Source organism: Streptomyces sp. H27-H5, from assembly GCF_026627505.1.
Taxonomy (GTDB): Bacteria; Actinomycetota; Actinomycetes; order Streptomycetales; family Streptomycetaceae; genus Streptomyces.
In genome coordinates this window covers 21,898-38,116 of the sequence record NZ_JAPNLK010000002.1, presented here as the reverse complement: position 1 = coordinate 38,116, position 16,219 = coordinate 21,898, and the positions used below count along the sequence as shown (strand labels likewise).

Genomic DNA, 16,219 nt, shown 5'->3' with positions numbered 1-16,219 from the left:
GAGAGGCATCGTGCCGCGCCGGACGCGGACACCACCAGGCCGCCGTCAGCCCCGGATTGACCCGAAGCGCACGGCGACCGTGCTCGCAGCCGTACCCGCACCCGTACCCACGTCCTCACCCGTACCCGCGTCCGTACCGGCACCCGTACCCGCGTCCTTACCCGTACTCGTACCGGCGGGCGAGTCGGCCATGTCGGCGAGCAGCGACTCCCCCTCGGCGACGATCTCCTCCTTCAGCGCCCGTGACGCGGGGCCGAAGAGCTCCACGGTGAGCACCCCGGCGTCCGCCGTCCACAACCCGCCGAGGAAACCGTCGAGGAGCAGCACGCGGTGGGCCTGGTTGCCGGTCCACGTGCGGCCCTTCAACTCCGGGGCGATCACCCGGGACCGGTCGGCGTGGGAGAGCAGCAGGTTGTCGAACTCGGGAAGGAACCGCGGCGGGGCCGTCGTCCCGGCATCGGGCCTCGGCGCGTCGGGCAGGTCGAACAGTTCGACACCGTTCTCGTCGCGGAAGGTGAGCAGCCGCGGCCGCAACCGCTCGAACGACTCCTTCAGCCGGGTCAGCCCGGCCCAGGTCTGCATGTCCTTCACCGAGGCCGGCCCGAAGGCGCCGAGATAGCGCAGCACCACGTCATCGACGCCCTGCGCCTCGCCCGCGGCCTGTGCTTCCCGCGTGCCCGTGCCCCGCGCTTCCCTCACGCCTGGCGCCTTCCCGACGCTCCGCGTCTTCCCGGCCGGCCGCCGGAGCCAGTTCTCCACGGTCGTGAGCCGTACCTGCCCGCTGCGCCCCCACACCCCGCGCGGGGTGACCTGTACGAGCGGCAACAGGCAGCGCGCGGCGACGGACAGGGACTGCGGGTCGGCGTCGGGCCACTCCTTGAGGAGCTCCTCGCGGATCTCCCCCATGGTGCGCGGCTCGGCCTCCACGAAGGCGCGCGCGTCGAGGGCCAGCCGGTCCAGGTCCACCCCGAGGAGACCCTTGCGGAACTGGTTGACCTCGCGGTCGCGCGCCGCCTGGACCAGCGGCCGGAGCGTCAGCGCGTCGTCCGCGGTGTGGGTGTGGATGGTCGAGCGCATGGTGACCATCCGGACCACCTCGCGGGACTCCATCAGCCCGGCCAGCTCGGTGGGCCTGAACCCGGCGAGTCGGGCGTGCAGCTGGTAGTACGGCGGTTTGACGTTCTGCGCCTGGAGCCCGAGGAGGTGCGCGACGGCGTCCCGCGCGGACATCTCGGCGCGGCTCAGCAGCAGCTGGCGGGCCAGCGTGGCACGGTTCAGTGCGCGGGTGTCGAGTACGGGAGCGGTTCTGGAAGCCATGGCAGCACGCTAGCCGTGCCTGCGGACAAGAACCGTCCGCAACGTCCTGGACCATTTCCCCCTATATCCTTCCTCTCGCCCCCACCCACGCGTCCGTCCGACCACCGGGAGCTGAGCTGCGATGCCGGAGCGCCCACACCGCCGTCCCTCCACGCCGTCGGACCCCTCGTCCCCTCCGCCGGACCCCTCGCCCTCCGCGTCGGACACGGCATCCTCCTCGCGGGGCCCGTCGGGGTCATCCGGGTCACCGGGCTCGCCGGGGTCGTCAGGCCCGCCGTCGAGGCGTACGGGGTGGCTCCGCCCCTCCTCCCCGGCCGGCGCCGCACCCACCACTCCCCCGGCGTCCGCGTCCGCCCCGAGCCCCGCGTCGCCCGAACCGACGCCCCCGAACCACCGCAGCGTGATCGACTCCGCCGTCTACCGCGACGGCCGCCGCGCCGCGTCCCCCGCCTCCCTCGCCGATACCTTCCGGCAACTGCGCGAACAGCCCGACGGCATGGCCTGGATCGGCCTGCACCGCCCGACCGAGGCCGAACTCCACTCCCTCGCCGCCGAGTTCAACCTCCACCCGCTGTCCATCGAGGACGCGCTGGAGGCACACCAACGCCCCAAGCTGGAGCGCTACGGCGACACCCTCTTCGTCGTCCTGCGCGCCGCCCGGTACCTGGACGCCCTGGAGGAGGTCGACTTCGGCGAACTCCACGTCTTCGTCGGCCCGGACTTCCTCATCACGGTCCGCCACGGCGCGGCCCCCGACCTCTCCGCCGTCCGCCGCCGCATGGAGGAGACCCCCGACCTCCTCTCCCTCGGCCCGGAAGCCGCCCTGTACGCCATCCTCGACGCGGTCGTCGACGGGTACGCCCCGGTCGTCGAGGGCGTCCAGAACGACATGGACGAGATCGAGACCGAGGTCTTCCGCGGCGACCCCGAGGTCTCCCGCCGCATCTACGCGCTCTCCCGCGAGATGGTCGAGTTCCAGCGCGCCACCCGCCCGCTGGTCGGCATGCTCCACAGCCTGATGGCGGGCTTCGCCAAGTACGGCACGGACGAGGAACTCCAGCGCTACCTCCGCGACGTCGCCGACCACGTCACCCACACCAGCGAGCGCGTCGACGGCTTCCGCCAGGCCCTGACCGAGATCCTGACGGTCAACGCCACCCTGGTCTCCCAACAGCAGAACGCCGAGATGCGCGCCCTGGCCGAAGCCGGCTTCGAACAGAACGAGGAGATCAAGAAGATCTCCGCCTGGGCCGCCATCCTCTTCGCCCCCACCCTGGTCGGCACCATCTACGGCATGAACTTCGAGGTCATGCCGGAACTCAAGTGGGCCGCCGGCTACCCCTTCGCGGTCCTGCTGATGGCAGTGGTCTGCGTCAGCCTGTACGTCATCTTCAAGAAGCGCGACTGGCTGTAGCCGGCACATCAGCGCCGTTGAGTGCATCCCCTCTCGCGAACGTCGAGAAGCAGCCAATCGCGTCGGCTTGATCGCGTCGGAAGGGGGTTCCGCCCCCGGCGGGGCGACACCTCACCACGTGCCCCGGCGTCGATGAACCGGGCGCGATCGGCCTGCCGATGAGGTCCGGTGGGGGTTTGGTCGGCGGTGTACCGGTTCCAAGTGAGGGATTGTCACCTCTCTCGTGAAGAAGTGCTGACGAATCGGCAACGGGCGGGGTGACCGGCGGCGGATGCCCGGTCGAAAGACCCAGTCAACGCGCTTTTGCGACGGCCGGGTTGGGGGTAGGCGCCGCGATGGCGGACGTCCGGACAGCCGAAGATCCGGTGATAGCATCCCGGCATCTGTGATCTTGATCCGTTTTGACACGGATGCTGATGTGTGATTGACGGCATGCTCTCCGCGTAACAGCAGGTGGACCGTGCCGATCAGCTGTGTTGCGGGGCCTCGCGAGGTGTATCTGCAGCCGTCCGCATGCCATGCGCCGGGAAAGGTTTCCATGAATCGAGACGCACTTGTGTGGTGCCTGGTTGCGGTGGCGGCGATAGCCGTTGTCGCGGTCGTGGCACTCGTCGCCCGCAACAGAGCACTGGGGGCGAAGAAGAAGCAGACCGAGGCCGAACTGAGGGACCGGCTCCTCGCGGCAGACAGCCATCTGCACGCGTCACGCGCCGAGCTGCAGAGATTCCGCAACGAGCAGGACGCCACGCTCCGCGCGGCCAAGGAAGCGGCGGAGGAGAACACCAAGGCCGTCCTCAAGGGTGCCGCCAGCCTCCTGCAGAGCCTCGCGGCCGAGCAGACGACGCTGCTGGACGGCATCCAGCGCAAGTTCGGCGGACACGCCGTCCTCGGCGACCTGTTGGACGTGAACCACGCCAACGCCCAGATGGCGCGCAAGGCTCAGGGCATCGCCGTCATGTGCGGTGCGCCGCTCGGCCGTCGCAACAGGCCCGCCAGCGTCTACGACGTGGTGCGCAGCGCCCAGGGTCAGATCCGCAACTTCCACCGGGTCGCCATCATGCAACAGACCAGTCTCGCCCTGAAGGCGTACGCGGTCGCGCCCGTCGCCCTCGCCGTGGCGGAACTGCTGGACAACGCGGCCAGCTTCTCGCAGCACGACGCGCCGATCGAGGTCACGTTCCAGCGCGTCCAGAACAACCTGTGCATCGTCATCGACGACGCCGGCGTGAGCATGAACGACGAAGAGCGGCAGCGGGCGACCGTGCTGCTCTCCGGGGAGATCGCCCCCCGTCTGTCGCAGCTCGGAACCCAGCCGAAGTTCGGGTTCCCGGTCATCGGCCTGATCGCGCGTCAGCACGGTTTCAAGGTCGACGTCACCGGAGTCTCCCGATACGGCGGCGTCAGGGCCGTCGTCCTCTTGCCCGAGGAGCTGTGGACCATGGAGGAGATTCCGGCCGCCCAGGAGGCTCCGGTCAGCGACATCCGGCGCGCCACCGAGAGCCGGCCCCAGGGCGTGACCTCGCGCACGATGCACGGGCTGCCCAAGCGCGGCTCGCGCCAGGCGCCCATCGCGAGCGTCCCCGACCCCGACACCACCTCGTCGGCGGCGCGGACCCAGGGGGAAACGGGCCGCGCTTCCGGGCGCAGCCTGGGGGCCTTCCAACGCGGCACGCTCTCCGGCCGCAATCTTGACGCCACCTCGTTCGAAGGGCCCGAAGAGGCATGACCGCAGACCTGTCGTGGATGCTGGAGGACATCGTGCACAACGTGCCCCGTGCACGGCACGCCGTCCTGTTGTCCGCGGACGGCCTCCCTCGCGGCGCGACGGAAGGCCTGGCCGAGAAGGATGTGCGCACCATCTCCGCGGCCATGGCCGGGATGCAGTCGCTCAGCCGGGCGACGGCCCACTTCGCCGGACCGGAGGAGGAACGGCAGTGGAACCAGACCGTCATCGAGTTCTCGCACGGCTGGATCTTCCTGATCGGGGCGGGGCAGGGCTCCTACCTCGCCGCCGCGGCCGCCCCCGATGTGGACATGCAACAGATCTCCTTCCGCATGCACCGCCTCGTCGCCCGACTGGGCAACAACCTCACCTCACCGCCTCGGGTGAACGCCGAGGACGCCGGAGGGCCGCGGGGGAACGCCCCCCGGCACCAGAGTTCCGGTGACGCGGGATTCGCCCTCGGCGAGCTCGACCAGGTGATGTCCGAGGTCAAGGGTGCCCGCCACGCCGTGCTGCTGGGATCGGACGGTCTTCCCCGCGGGGCGACCAGCGGGATGAGCCGCGACCTCGCGGACACGATCTCCGCGGCCATGACGGGCATCCACGCCTACAGCCGGGTCACCTCCCAGTTCGCGGGGGTGACCGAGGACGCGCAATGGCGTCAGACGGTCATCGAGTTCCAGCACGGATGGATCTTCCTGATGGCGGCCGGCCCCGATGGTTTCCTGGCCGCCGCCGCCGAACACGACTGCGACATAGAACAGTTCACCACGCGTCTGCACGAGGTGGTTCCCGGACTGACCGCGGCGGCGACACCGGGGAAGGGGACGGACCATGTCTGATGGGCCCGAACAGGATCAAGAGCTGGAACTGACGTCACCGTTAGTCCCCCTGTTCGTGATCACGAACGGACGCGCGCTGCCCCCGGACCACGAGTACGAGCACACGACGCTCGTGACGGCGGCGGTGGAGAACGGACAGGCCGCGGCGCGCACCCTGTCCCCGGAGGCGGGGCAGGTCATGGAGCTGGTCGCCGACGGCTTCCTGTCCGTGGCCGAGGTGGCGGGGCACACGCACCTGCCCCTGGGCATCGTCCGCATCCTGCTGGCGCAGTTGGAGGAGGAGAACCTCATCCTCGCGAGGACACCGATACCGCGCGCCGAACGTGTCGACAGAGAACTGGTCAGCGCCGTTCTCGAAGGCCTGAAGAATCGATTCGGAGCGTAGCGCGTGTACCTGGATCCAGATGTCTCCCACGCGGTGAAGATCCTGATAGTGGGGCACTTCGGGGTCGGCAAGACCACCTGCATAGGCAGTCTCTCCGAGATCGAGCCCCTACGGACCGAGGAAGAGATCACCGAAGCCAGCGTGGGCTTCGACGACCTGTCGGGCACCCCCGACAAGAAGACCACCACCGTCGCGATGGACTTCGGTCGGCTCACGCTCAGCGACACCCTGGTGCTCTACCTCTTCGGAACGCCCGGCCAGGAGCGCTTCAAGGAGATGTGGGAGGAGCTCTCCCGGGGCGCGCTGGGCGCGCTGGTCCTCGTCGACCCGGAGCGGCTGCACGAGTCCTTCCCCGTCCTGGACCTCGTCGAGCGTTTCGGCCTGACGTACGCCATCGCCGTGAACCACTTCGAGGGCACCACGCACTACCCGCTCGACGAGGTGCGCGAGGCTCTGAACCTCACCGCCGAGACCCCTGTCGTGGAGTGCGACGTACGAGACGAGAACTCCTCCGCGCGGGCCCTCATCACCCTCGTGACCCACCTCATGTCCCAACTCGGCTAGGAGCGCAGCAATGCAACAGCCCCGTGAACCGCAGGAGATACCCCCCGGCTGCCCCGCGCACGGGAACGTCCGGATGTACGGCCCGTCGTTCGGAGCCGACCCCGACAGCCACTACGCAGGGCTGCGTTCGTTCGGCCCCAGTGCGCCCGTGGAGATCGCCCCCGACGTCCAGGCCGAGCTCGTCACGAGCTACGACGCCGCCCTGTACGTCCTGCAGAACCCCTCTTCCTTCGTGCGCGACTCCCGCCGCTGGAACGCCCTGAACGAAGGGCGCGTCCCGGCCGACAGCCCGGCGCTGCCCATGTTGGGTTACCGCCCCAACGCGCTGTTCAGCGACGGCGCGGCGCACGCGCGGCTGCGTCGGGCCGTCACCGACAGTCTCGCCACGGTCAACGAGCACCAGCTCATCCGGCAGACGCAGCAGTCCGCCAACTACCTGATCAGCCAGTTCAGCACCGACGTCCTCGGGCAGGCGGAGCTGATGGCCGAGTACGCCCAGCCGCTGCCCCTGCTGGTCTTCAGCGACCTGTTCGGCTGCCCGCCCGAGATCGGCGACCGCGTGATCGCCGGGATCAGTGGCATCTTCCAGGGAACGCCCGGGGCCGACGAGGTGCTCGGCGGGGCGCTCACCGAGCTGATCGCCCTCAAGCGGCGGCGTCCCACGGATGACCTGACGACGCGCCTGATGGAGCACTCGGCCCAGCTGAGCGACGAGGAGGTGCTGCACCAGCTGGTCACCCTGCTCTCCGGTGGCACCGCGCCGCTGGCCGCGACGATCGGCACCAGCAGCGCCCTGTACCTGGGAGAGGACTGGCAGGTCGGCCTTCCGGTCGAGGACGCGGTCTCCCAGACCCTCTGGAACTACGCGCCGATCGCCAACTACGCGGCGCACTATCCCACGCACGACGTCGAGTTGGGCGACAGGCTGGTCCGGGCCAACGACCCGGTCCTGATCTCCTTCGCCGCGGCCAACACCGACCCGAAGCTGACGGAGCACCGCGAACAGCTGAGCGCCAAGGCGCACTTGGCGTTCGGTGCGGGTCCGCACGCCTGCCCCGCCAAGGACCCGGCTTTCATGATCGCCGTGACCGCCGTCGAGACGCTGCTGAACCAGCTTCTCGACGTCGAGCTGCGTGTCCCGTTCAAGGCGCTGACCTGGGCGCCGAGCCCGTGGAGCCGCACGCTGGTCACCCTCCCGATCCGGTTCACCCCGAGGGCCGCACCCCAGGGCGCCGGGTCGACCGGGCCGGCCGGCTCGACCGCGGGCCAGGCGCCCCAGCAGCAGACGGCCGCCTCCGCGACCTCGCACGCCGGTCCCTCGCGTACGAACGCCGGCTTCGCGCCGCAGCCCAAGGGCGGCCTGTTCAGCCGCTTCCTGGCCTGGACCAGGGGCGAGTGAGACCAGTGTGATTCTAGTAACCTCCTGAGTACTCAGTGGTAGGGGATGCTCGAACGATCACGTGGGTATGCATGGCGGCTGGTTCTCAGAAAGGAGCCGCCATATGGGGGTTGCCACAACTCCGTCGTACGACCGCCGGGCGTCCGCCTCCCTCTTCTCCCGTCTACGGACGGCCAGAGGGCAGGCCGACCCCTTCCCGATCTACGCCGAACTCCTGGAGCGCGGCGAGGTGGTGCCCGCCCCCTGGGGCGGCTTCGCCGTGACGGGCTTCGCCGCATGCGACCAGGTGCTGCGCAGCCGCCAATGGCTGGAGCCCGACCGGGAATGGCGGGAGCGCCAGGGGCCCGGGACGCGCTGGAACGCCCCCTCCTCACGCGAGATGAGCAACACGCTCGCCGCGCTCAACGCCCCGGACCACACCAAGGTGCGCCGGGCGGCGGGCTCCTTCGACCGGAACACCGTCGAGCGCATCGGCCGCAATGTGAACCGGACCGCGGATCGACTCCTCGACGCGTTCACGGAGCGAATACGCACCGGCGAGGCGGACTTCTCGGAGCTTGTCTGCGAGGAGCTGCCGGTGGCCACCATAGGTGACTGGCTCGGGCTGCCGCAGGCCGACTGGCCTCGGCTCCGAGAGTTGACGCACGACCAGGTCTTCACCCAGGAGTTGTTGCCGTCGGCCAGCCAACTGGCCTTGTCCGACGCGGCCACGGCCGAACTCCGCACCTACTTCATGGAGCTGGTGCGCGATCGCCGCGCCCACCCCGGCGACGACCCCGTCACCCGGTGGATCCAGACGTGGGACGCGATCGAGCCCGACCGGGACAAGGCCGACGAGGCGGTCTACTTCCTGGTGTTGTTCGTCCTGCTGGCCGCCCTGGAGACCACCGCGACCCTCCTCTCGACGATGACGCTCCGGCTCGTCGAAAGCCCGGAACGCTGGGACATGGTCGCCGACAACCCCGACCTCGTGCCCGGGTTCGTGGAAGAAACGCTTCGCTACGACCCGCCCACCCACGTGATCAGCAGGATCGCGTCGCAGGACTCCGTGCTGGGAGGCATCGAGATCCGCCGCGACGAGATGGTCCACCTCATGATCGGAGCGGCGCACCGGGACCCCGCCAGACACGGCGACGCGGACCGGTTCGACCCCGAACGCACCCCCGACCACCTCGCGTTCAGTGGCGGCATCCACTACTGCCTCGGCGCGCCGCTGGCCCGCCTCGAAGCACAGACCCTGCTGCGCCAACTGATCCGGCGCCTCCCCCGCCTCACCCTCGTACGCCCCCCGTCGATGGCGCCCCGCGTGGCGTTCCGGCGCCTGCTGAACCTGGACGTAGCACTCGCATGACCGACACCACCCCCGCACACGCCCCCAGCCCCGCATACGCGCGAACCGCCACCAAGGCGATCCGTACCGAGCAGGACGGCCCCGTCCTGCACGTCGGCCTCAACCCGTGGGGGCAGGACGACACGTTGGACTCCGCGGTCCTCGACGACCTCATCACCCTGCTCGACGACCTCCACGAGAGACCCGACGTCCGGATCCTCACGCTGTCGTCGCTGGGTACGGACTTCTGCCTGGGCGCCGACCGCAACGAGTACCAGGAGGCGTTGGCCGCCGACCCGTCCGGAGTGGGCCTGCGGCGCATCGCCGACAAGGCGCACCGCCTGTGCCAGGCCCTGGAGAACACCCACGCGGTCACCATCGCCCGACTGCACGGGCGGGTCATCGGCGCGGGTCTCGCCCTCGCCTCCTTCTGCGACCTGCGCGCAGGCGCCGACACCAGCCGCTTTCGCATGCCGGAGGTCGGCATAGGGCTACCGCCGGCGTGGGGCGGGGCGATGGGACGCCTGGTCTCCGAGGTCGGCGCCTCCAGGATCCGCGAGCTCATGCTCACCTGCGACGTCTTCGACGCCGACACGGCCCACCGCATCGGTCTGCTCCACCGGACCGCGCCGCTCGACCGACTGGACAAGGTGATCGATTCCTGGATCAGACCCCTGGTCCGCCGCTCGCCCGAAGCCCTCGTCCTGACCAAACGGATGCTGGCCGGTTACGCGCGGGCGGACAGGACGGCGGACGTCTCCCTGCTCGACTCCCACCTCCTGGCAGCCACCCTCCACCAACACGCGAGGAGCTGATCCGGCCGGGGCCGATGTCCGGCGGGTTGGTGCCTGGCGGGTTGGTGCGGGCGGCCGGCCCGCCAGGCCCTGGTGGTACCCGCCGGCTCCGGTGCCTCCTCGCCTGATCGGGTGCGGGGTCGTCCCGGGGCGACCGTGGTGCGTCCGGGTGGTCAGGCGCAGTTGTCGCAGGCTCCGGCGGTGGGGAGTTGGACGAAGCAGGTGGGGCAGATCGGGGCCGGGGGCTCGGGTTCGCGGGCGCGGCGGCGGGCGAGGGCGGCTTCGAGACGGGGGGCGAGTGCGGGTTCGCCGCCGCCCGGGGGCAGGGTGGCGCCGAAGCGGCGGTAGCACTCCAGCCGTGACACGGCCGCGTGGTTCTCGCGGTCGGTGGCTTCCGTCGTCACCTGTTCCCCGGAGAGTTCCAGGACTTCCCGGTAGCCCTCACCGACCATGCCGTCGTCGGTGCGGACCACCAGGGCGGTCAGGGGCGGGTCGCCCCGCCGGTGTGCCTCGTGCACCACCCTGCCGAGGACGGCGCCGATCCAGTTGTGGAGCAGCGCGGAGGTGCGGATGCCCGAGGCCTGCTGGACGTCCTCGCCGAGGTCCTTGTAGGTGATGACGGCGTGGTAGGTGCCGGCCACCCCCGACAGGCGCGGATAGGCCTCGCGGGCCCAGGCATCGTGTGCCTCGGTCGCCGCGACGGGGGAACCGTCGGCCTCGCGCCAATAGCCGCGCCGTGCCATGCGCCCACCTCGTCCGTCCGTCGGTCGGTCCGCCCGGCCGCCGTTTCGGCGGTGGACGGGCCGGGTCGGGCATCGGGGGTTCGCCGGGTGCCCGTGTCCCGTTCATCCTGCTCCCGTGCGGGCCCGGGCTCAACCCGCTTCGACGAAGAGACGAGGAGACGGAGAGGCGGAGAGGCGAGAAGCCTTGGGCGCGTGTCCGGCGACCGGGGCCCGGCGAGACCCGTCAGGCGGTCTCGGGGACGGTGGGAGCGGCGGATGCCGCAGGTGTCGGGGATGTCGCCGGGGTCAGCAGCCGGGCGCGCAGCCGGGCCACGGTCTCCGGGGTGATGCCGACGTGGTCCGTGAGGTAGGCCGTCGGGGAGCCGTGGCGGGCTTCCAGGTCCGCGAGGACGAGTTCCATGACGATGGCCGGGGCGCGCCCGTACGCGGGCCAGCGCATGGTGCGGCCGGGGTTGGCGGTGTGCCAGTCGGCCTTGAGACGTTCGGTGGCCAGTTCTGTGCGGGCGAAGTCGGCCAGGATCTCTTCCTCGGGCACGTCGAGGAGGGTCAGTACGAAGGCCGCGATCAGCCCGGTGCGGTCCTTGCCGGACGTGCAGTGGAAGACGGTCGGTCCCGGTTCGGCGTCGGCGATCAGCTCGATGGCCTGCCGGATCTCCTCGACGCCGTCCTCCGTCACCTCGGCGAAGCGGTCGGCGAGGTGGCGCCAGGGGTCGATGTCGGGGTCGATCTCGGCCTGGTCGTAGGGGCGGTGCTCGATGCTGAGGTTGGCGTACGTGAAGCGGTGCGGCTCGGGGACCCGGCCCTTGGCGTCGGCTTCCCAGGGGTAGCGGAGGTCGATGACGGTACGGATGCCCAGGGCGAGGAACCGGTCCCAGTCGGCGCCCCGGAGCTTGCCGAGCGAGTCGGACCGGTACAGGGCCCCCGGGACGACGGTTCGGCCGTCGGCGGAGCGGTGGCCGCCCAGGTCGCGAAAGTTGTGCAGGCGCTCGAACTCGATGTGGCGGGCGGTCACTCGGCTGCTCCCTCGGGTGCGGTGGTCTTCCGGCCGCCAGCATGCCTCAGGTGATCGACTCGGGGGCGTGCGGGGGTGGCGGGCGCCGCCCGGAACAGGACGAACCGGCGCGAAGGGCCACCACCGTCATGTCCCCTGCGGGGCAGCCGTGTTCAGCGCCCCGACAGGGCCGGGCGCGGCGGCCCGCCGTAGTAGCGACGACAGGCGCGCAGCATGCCCTCCGCCGACAGGGTGAACACGTCGACGAACTCCCACTGTTGGGGCGCAAGTCGCCCCATCGCCACCGCACAGTCCCCGTCGGCGACGATCCGCGTGATGTCGTGGCGGGCCCCCGGTACCGGCGGGCACTCCAGATCCGCGCCGAGGGCTCCCGCGTGCAGCAACGATCCGTAGCCGTCGAGGTCTCCGGTGTCGAGGTAGTGGTAGGCCGGGCGCACGTGGTCGACCCCGGAGTCGGTGACGACGCGGCTGGGTGGCGGGACCCGCCCGGCGTGCCGACTGTTCGTGGGAAGTCCGTTCGTACGGCCGCACCCCGACCGGCGGCGCAGGTCCACGGTGCCCCGGGGCCATAACCCGGTGCTATCCCCGCCCTATCACGGTTCACGTGCACGAAACCCCCACACCATGGACACCGGGGAGGTGTTCGGGGAGACTTGCCCAGCGCTCCACCCGTTCTCAGGCGTTGCCCCAGCTGGGAGACTCATGACTGTTTCGTCCGGCGGGGTGTTCCACACTCCGGACGCGGTGGTTTTCCGGGTTCTCGGACCGTTACAGGTGACCGGCCTCGACGGGCCGGTGAGGATTCCCCCCGGACTGCTGCGCTCGGCGGGCGAGTTGTGGCAGGGCGACTGCCTGAGTGGCGTGTCGAGCGAGACGTTGCGCGGCAAGGCCCTTCAGTTGGACGAGGAGCGGCTGACGGCCGTGGAGACCCGCATCGAGTTGGACCTGGACCTGGGGCGGCACCATCAGCTCGTGGGCGAGGTCCAGTTGCTGGTACGGGTCCACCCGCTGCGGGAGCGGCTGCGCGGGCAGTTGATGCTGGCCCTGTACCGGTCGGCGCGGCAGGCGGAGGCATTGGAGAGCTACCGCGTCGGGCGCGACCTGCTGGTGGAGGAGCTGGGCCTGGAGCCGGGCCGCCGGGTTCGACAGACCCGGGCCCGGCCGTGAGCCGGGTGGTGGCACCCACCCCGGGTGGACCGGAGGCGGGTACGCCGAGCAGCGCCGGGACCGCGCCGACGACGCCGAGCGCCCGCGACCGCGACCACGCTCCTGACCGCGACCTCGACTCCCCCGGCGGGCCGGTGCACAGGGTCATCGGCGGAACCCTCAGTTCGATCCCGGCGGAGGCGCAGCGCCGCTCCGCGAGGTCGCGCACGCGGGAGTTGGCGGCCACCCCGCCGACGACCACCAGGGTCCGGACCCCGTACTCCTTGCAGGCCGCGACCGCCTTGCGGGTCAGCACGTCGGCCACCGCCTCCTGGAGGGAGGCCGCGCCGTCGGCGACCGGCGGCTCCTCGCCGCGCAGCCGGTGGCCCTCGACCCAGCGGGCGGCGGCGGTCTTGAGCCCGGAGAAGGAGAAGGAGTAGGCGTACGGGTCGCCGGCGCGGGGGCCGCCGGTGAGCGGGCGGGGGAAGGCGACGGCCTTCGGATCGCCGTCCCGCGCGGCCCGGTCGACGGCCGGCCCGCCCGGGTAGGGCAGGCCGAGGACCCGGGCGACCTTGTCGAAGCACTCTCCGGCCGCGTCGTCGAGGGTGTCCCCGAGGTGCAGGATCGGCTCGCGCACGAGATCGCGCACCAGCAGCAGCGAGGTGTGGCCGCCGGAGAAGATCAGGACCATGCAGGGCTCGGGCAGCGGCCCGTGCTCCAGGGTGTCGGCGGCGACGTGTCCGGCCAGGTGGTGGACCCCGTACAGCGGCAGGTCCAGGGCGTAGGCGAGGGTCTTGGCGCCGGCGAGCCCGACCTGGAGCGCGCCGGAGAGGCCGGGCCCGGTGGTGACGGCGATCGCGTCGAGCTGCGACATCCGCAGCCCGGCCTGGTCGAGCGCCTGGCGGACGACCGGGTTGAAGGCGTGCAGGTGGGCGCGGGCCGCGATCTCGGGGGCCACTCCGCCGAAGCGGGCGTGCTCGTCCATGCTCGACGCGACGACGTGCGCGAGGAGTCGTCCGTCGCGCACGATCCCCGCACCGGTCTCGTCGCAGGACGATTCGATGCCGAGTACCACCGGAGATCCCACGACGACACCTTCAACCCTTGTTGCGAATGGTTCGCAACAAGGGTAGCGGCGTCATCCGCCCGTCCGTGCACGGGCTGTGAGCACGGACACGTGCCGTTTCGGGAACCCCCGGCACGTCGTACCCGTCGGACGGGTCGACGAGGGATCTTCGGGAACGGGAGCGGGAGCACCACATGGTCGGCAAGGCGGGGGGCGGGGCGAGACGCGTCCGCTTCGTGCTGCTCGGGATCGTTCTCGCCCTGGTGGGAGCCGGTTCCTGGGTCGTGTGGGAGCTGCGTGTCGTCGCCGCGCACCTCGCGGACGGGGACCCGGCCCGGGGCACCTACCTCCAGGACCCGGAACGCGCCGACCGGACGGCCGCGGCGGTCCTGGACGGGCTCGTGGTGGAGGTCGAGGCGCCGCGCGACGACACCCCGACCCCCGCCGGTTCCGAGGCGGCCGCCGAGCCGGCCGGATCCGCGACCCCGGTGCGGTCGCGGCGGGAGGGCGACTGGCGCCCCTCCTCCCCCCTGGAGGCCCGGAGCACCGCGCCCGAGCCCGCGATCGGCGCGCTGTTCTCCCCCGGCGGCGACTGGGACGCCGACCACCACTGCTCCGCCGGCGTGGTGCAGTCCCCCGACGGGGACCTCCTCGTCACCGCCGCCCACTGCGTGTACCGGGGCGGCTTCCGCACCAACCTCGCCTTCGTGCCGGGCTACCGGGACGGCGTCGCGCCGTACGGCGTCTGGGTGCCCACCCGGATCGAGGTGGACCCCCGCTGGACGGAGTCCGCGGACCCCGATCACGACGTGGCCTTCGTGCGGGTGCGCCGCCCCGGGCACCCCGGGGAGCGGCTGGAGGACGTCACGGGCGCGCCCGCGATCCGGTTCGACCCCCGACTGCCCGCGCCCGCACGGGTGGTGGGCTATCCGAATGACGCCGAACAGCCGGTGGACTGCTTCAACACGGCCCGGGCGGAAGGGCCCGCGCAGGTGCGGCTGGACTGCGCGGGCGTACCGAACGGGACCAGCGGCGGCCCGATCCTGACCGACGGACCCGCCCTGATCGGGGTGGTCGGCGGCCGTGACGGCGGCGGCGACGAGACGACCTCGTACAGCAGTCGGTTCGACGAGGGCACCCGCGCCCTCTACGCGCGGGCGACCGGCTCCCCCTGAGGCGGCTCCCGTGATCCGCGCGGGGTGCGCCTGCGCCTCGGAGGGAGCCCGGGGGCTGGGTGGTTGTCCGTAGCGTCGTCGTCCATGCCGCCGAGTGTCCGGGGACGGCGGGGTCCGGTTCAGGGCCCGTCCGGGGCGCCCGGAGGCGTCCCGGGGGCGGACGGGCTCACTTCGGGGCGCCCGTGACGGCGGCCGCGGCGCGCGCCAAGGGCCTGCCGGGGGCGGATGTCGGCCGTCGACCCCGGAGGCGGCGGCCGTTCAGCGCGCCGGCCACGGGTACGACACCCCGGTCAGTTTCTCGGAGGCGCTCCAGAGCCGCTCCCCGGACGCGTCGTCGAGGGTCCACTTGGCCCGCCAGGACCGGGCGGGCGCCCCGCGCCAGCCGAGCCTCGGCCCGATGAACGCGTCGGGCCGGACCCCGGGGGCGGTGGCCGCGTACAGGGTGGGCAGCGCGCCGGCCTCGGCGGACTGCGCGACGACGGCGATGCCGACGGCGTTGACGGCGGCGTTCGCGGCGGCGTTCGCGGCGACGGCGATCCGGGACGTGAAGGTGCGCCCGGCCCGGGGGGCCGCCCCGGCGTGCAGGTTGGTGGAGGCGTAGCCGGGGTGGGCGGCGGCCGTGACGATCCCGGAGCCGGCGGCCGCCAGGCGCCGGGACAGTTCGTGGGTGAACAGGAGGTTGGCGGTCTTCGAGCGCCCGTAGGCGATCCAGCGCCGGTATCCGCGTTCGGAGTTGAGGTCGTCGTGGTCGAGGTCGCCGAGGGCGTGGAAGGCGCTGGAGAGGTTGACGATCCGCGCCCCGTCGCCGGCGGCGAGGACACGGGGCAGGAGCAGCCCGGTCAGGGCGAAGTGACCGAGGTGGTTGATCCCGAACTGGCTCTCGAAGCCGTCGGCGGTGCGGCCGTGGGGCAGGGCCATCACGCCGGCGTTGTTGACGAGCAGGTCCAGGGTGTCGTGGGCCCGCGACCAGTCCCGGGCGAACTCCCGCACGGAGCCGAGGTCGGCGAGGTCCAGCGGCATGAACTCCACGTCGGCGCCGGGGACCTCGGTCCGCAACCGCCCCACCGCGGCCCGGCCCCGGGCCGCGCTGCGACAGGCCAGGACGACCCCGGCCCCGGCGCGGGCCAGCTCGCGGGCGGCGACCAGCCCGATGCCGCTGTTGGCCCCGGTCACGACGGCGGTGCGGCCGCTCTGGTCGGGGATGTTCCTGACGTTCCAGCCGGGCATCTCGACTCCCTCACGACGACGTGGTTACTGAGGGTAACACCATGGGTCCCGCAGGGCCGGCACGCGGGCCCGCACGTGGGCC

General features: G+C 71.7%; 15 protein-coding genes and 1 pseudogene. 10 read left to right on the top strand and 6 right to left on the bottom strand.

The window, feature by feature from the left end; genetic code table 11:
• Positions 1 to 45: 45 nt before the first annotated feature.
• The gene (locus tag OTB19_RS01110; RefSeq protein ID WP_267796014.1) at positions 46 to 1,317 is read right to left on the bottom strand and encodes a winged helix DNA-binding domain-containing protein; all 1,272 of its coding nucleotides are present in this window, start codon (positions 1,315 to 1,317) and stop codon (positions 46 to 48) included.
• Between the two features lie 400 nt (positions 1,318 to 1,717).
• Between OTB19_RS01110 and OTB19_RS01105 the strand changes: the two genes are divergently transcribed.
• The 8 genes from OTB19_RS01105 (at position 1,718) to OTB19_RS01070 (ending at position 9,789) form a co-directional block, all read left to right on the top strand.
• Positions 1,718 to 2,731 (top strand): magnesium and cobalt transport protein CorA, encoded by a 1,014-nt coding sequence (locus OTB19_RS01105; RefSeq protein WP_267796013.1) that lies wholly within the window; start codon positions 1,718 to 1,720, stop codon positions 2,729 to 2,731.
• Positions 2,732 to 3,269: 538 nt separating this feature from the next.
• Positions 3,270 to 4,457 (top strand): ATP-binding protein, encoded by a 1,188-nt coding sequence (locus tag OTB19_RS01100; RefSeq protein WP_267796012.1) that lies wholly within the window; start codon positions 3,270 to 3,272, stop codon positions 4,455 to 4,457.
• Positions 4,454 to 5,296: a roadblock/LC7 domain-containing protein gene (locus tag OTB19_RS01095; protein ID WP_267796011.1), complete on the top strand. Its 843-nt coding sequence runs from the start codon at positions 4,454 to 4,456 to the stop codon at positions 5,294 to 5,296. The genes OTB19_RS01100 and OTB19_RS01095 overlap by 4 nt, the downstream gene beginning before the upstream one ends.
• A complete protein-coding gene (locus OTB19_RS01090; protein ID WP_267796010.1) occupies positions 5,289 to 5,681 on the top strand; it encodes a DUF742 domain-containing protein in 393 nt (130 codons plus the stop codon). The genes OTB19_RS01095 and OTB19_RS01090 overlap by 8 nt, the downstream gene beginning before the upstream one ends.
• A gap of 3 nt (positions 5,682 to 5,684) precedes the next feature.
• Entirely contained in the window at positions 5,685 to 6,245 is a 561-nt protein-coding gene (locus OTB19_RS01085; RefSeq protein ID WP_267796009.1) for a GTP-binding protein, read from the top strand.
• A gap of 10 nt (positions 6,246 to 6,255) precedes the next feature.
• Complete coding sequence (locus tag OTB19_RS01080; RefSeq protein ID WP_267796008.1) at positions 6,256 to 7,644, top strand: cytochrome P450; 1,389 nt, start codon at positions 6,256 to 6,258, stop codon at positions 7,642 to 7,644.
• Positions 7,645 to 7,747: 103 nt separating this feature from the next.
• Positions 7,748 to 8,995: a cytochrome P450 gene (locus tag OTB19_RS01075; protein WP_267796007.1), complete on the top strand. Its 1,248-nt coding sequence runs from the start codon at positions 7,748 to 7,750 to the stop codon at positions 8,993 to 8,995.
• The gene (locus OTB19_RS01070; RefSeq protein ID WP_267796006.1) at positions 8,992 to 9,789 is read left to right on the top strand and encodes an enoyl-CoA hydratase/isomerase family protein; all 798 of its coding nucleotides are present in this window, start codon (positions 8,992 to 8,994) and stop codon (positions 9,787 to 9,789) included. Before OTB19_RS01075 ends, OTB19_RS01070 begins: the two co-directional genes overlap by 4 nt.
• Positions 9,790 to 9,941: 152 nt before the next feature.
• On the opposite strand, the gene OTB19_RS01065 is transcribed toward OTB19_RS01070, so the two are convergent.
• From OTB19_RS01065 to OTB19_RS01055, 3 genes are all read right to left on the bottom strand, one after another.
• Entirely contained in the window at positions 9,942 to 10,511 is a 570-nt protein-coding gene (locus tag OTB19_RS01065) for a hypothetical protein (RefSeq protein ID WP_267796005.1), read from the bottom strand.
• A gap of 223 nt (positions 10,512 to 10,734) precedes the next feature.
• Positions 10,735 to 11,523 (bottom strand): tyrosine-protein phosphatase, encoded by a 789-nt coding sequence (locus OTB19_RS01060; protein WP_267796004.1) that lies wholly within the window; start codon positions 11,521 to 11,523, stop codon positions 10,735 to 10,737.
• Between the two features lie 152 nt (positions 11,524 to 11,675).
• Positions 11,676 to 11,960 (bottom strand): hypothetical protein, encoded by a 285-nt coding sequence (locus OTB19_RS01055; RefSeq protein ID WP_267796003.1) that lies wholly within the window; start codon positions 11,958 to 11,960, stop codon positions 11,676 to 11,678.
• 265 nt (positions 11,961 to 12,225) lie between these two features.
• Here OTB19_RS01055 and OTB19_RS01050 point away from each other — a divergent pair, with 265 nt between their 5' ends.
• Entirely contained in the window at positions 12,226 to 12,690 is a 465-nt protein-coding gene (locus OTB19_RS01050) for an AfsR/SARP family transcriptional regulator (protein WP_324290492.1), read from the top strand.
• Between the two features lie 133 nt (positions 12,691 to 12,823).
• On the opposite strand, the pseudogene tsaD reads toward OTB19_RS01050, so the two are convergent.
• Positions 12,824 to 13,756 (bottom strand): annotated as a pseudogene (tsaD, locus tag OTB19_RS01045) (tRNA (adenosine(37)-N6)-threonylcarbamoyltransferase complex transferase subunit TsaD); the annotation flags it as partial.
• 173 nt (positions 13,757 to 13,929) lie between these two features.
• Between tsaD and OTB19_RS01040 the strand changes: the two are divergent.
• Positions 13,930 to 14,910: a trypsin-like serine peptidase gene (locus tag OTB19_RS01040; protein ID WP_267796002.1), complete on the top strand. Its 981-nt coding sequence runs from the start codon at positions 13,930 to 13,932 to the stop codon at positions 14,908 to 14,910.
• Positions 14,911 to 15,168: 258 nt separating this feature from the next.
• Here the strand turns inward: OTB19_RS01040 and OTB19_RS01035 are convergent, their stop codons facing one another.
• Positions 15,169 to 16,137 carry an oxidoreductase gene (locus tag OTB19_RS01035; protein ID WP_267796001.1) on the bottom strand — a complete coding sequence of 323 codons (969 nt, stop codon included), beginning with the start codon at positions 16,135 to 16,137 and terminating at the stop codon, positions 15,169 to 15,171.
• Positions 16,138 to 16,219 lie beyond the last annotated feature (82 nt).

Bases quoted from the DNA above. Each gene is read 5' to 3' on its own strand.
- OTB19_RS01090 (WP_267796010.1), top strand. From the start codon at position 5,289: ATGTCTGATGGGCCCGAACAGGATCAAGAGCTGGAACTGACGTCACCG.
- OTB19_RS01110 (WP_267796014.1), bottom strand. From the start codon at position 1,317: ATGGCTTCCAGAACCGCTCCCGTACTCGACACCCGCGCACTGAACCGT.
- OTB19_RS01065 (WP_267796005.1), bottom strand. From the start codon at position 10,511: ATGGCACGGCGCGGCTATTGGCGCGAGGCCGACGGTTCCCCCGTCGCG.
- OTB19_RS01040 (WP_267796002.1), top strand. From the start codon at position 13,930: ATGGTCGGCAAGGCGGGGGGCGGGGCGAGACGCGTCCGCTTCGTGCTG.
- OTB19_RS01100 (WP_267796012.1), top strand. From the start codon at position 3,270: ATGAATCGAGACGCACTTGTGTGGTGCCTGGTTGCGGTGGCGGCGATA.
- OTB19_RS01035 (WP_267796001.1), bottom strand. From the start codon at position 16,137: ATGCCCGGCTGGAACGTCAGGAACATCCCCGACCAGAGCGGCCGCACC.
- OTB19_RS01070 (WP_267796006.1), top strand. From the start codon at position 8,992: ATGACCGACACCACCCCCGCACACGCCCCCAGCCCCGCATACGCGCGA.
- OTB19_RS01095 (WP_267796011.1), top strand. From the start codon at position 4,454: ATGACCGCAGACCTGTCGTGGATGCTGGAGGACATCGTGCACAACGTG.
- OTB19_RS01050 (WP_324290492.1), top strand. From the start codon at position 12,226: ATGACTGTTTCGTCCGGCGGGGTGTTCCACACTCCGGACGCGGTGGTT.
- OTB19_RS01080 (WP_267796008.1), top strand. From the start codon at position 6,256: ATGCAACAGCCCCGTGAACCGCAGGAGATACCCCCCGGCTGCCCCGCG.
- OTB19_RS01075 (WP_267796007.1), top strand. From the start codon at position 7,748: ATGGGGGTTGCCACAACTCCGTCGTACGACCGCCGGGCGTCCGCCTCC.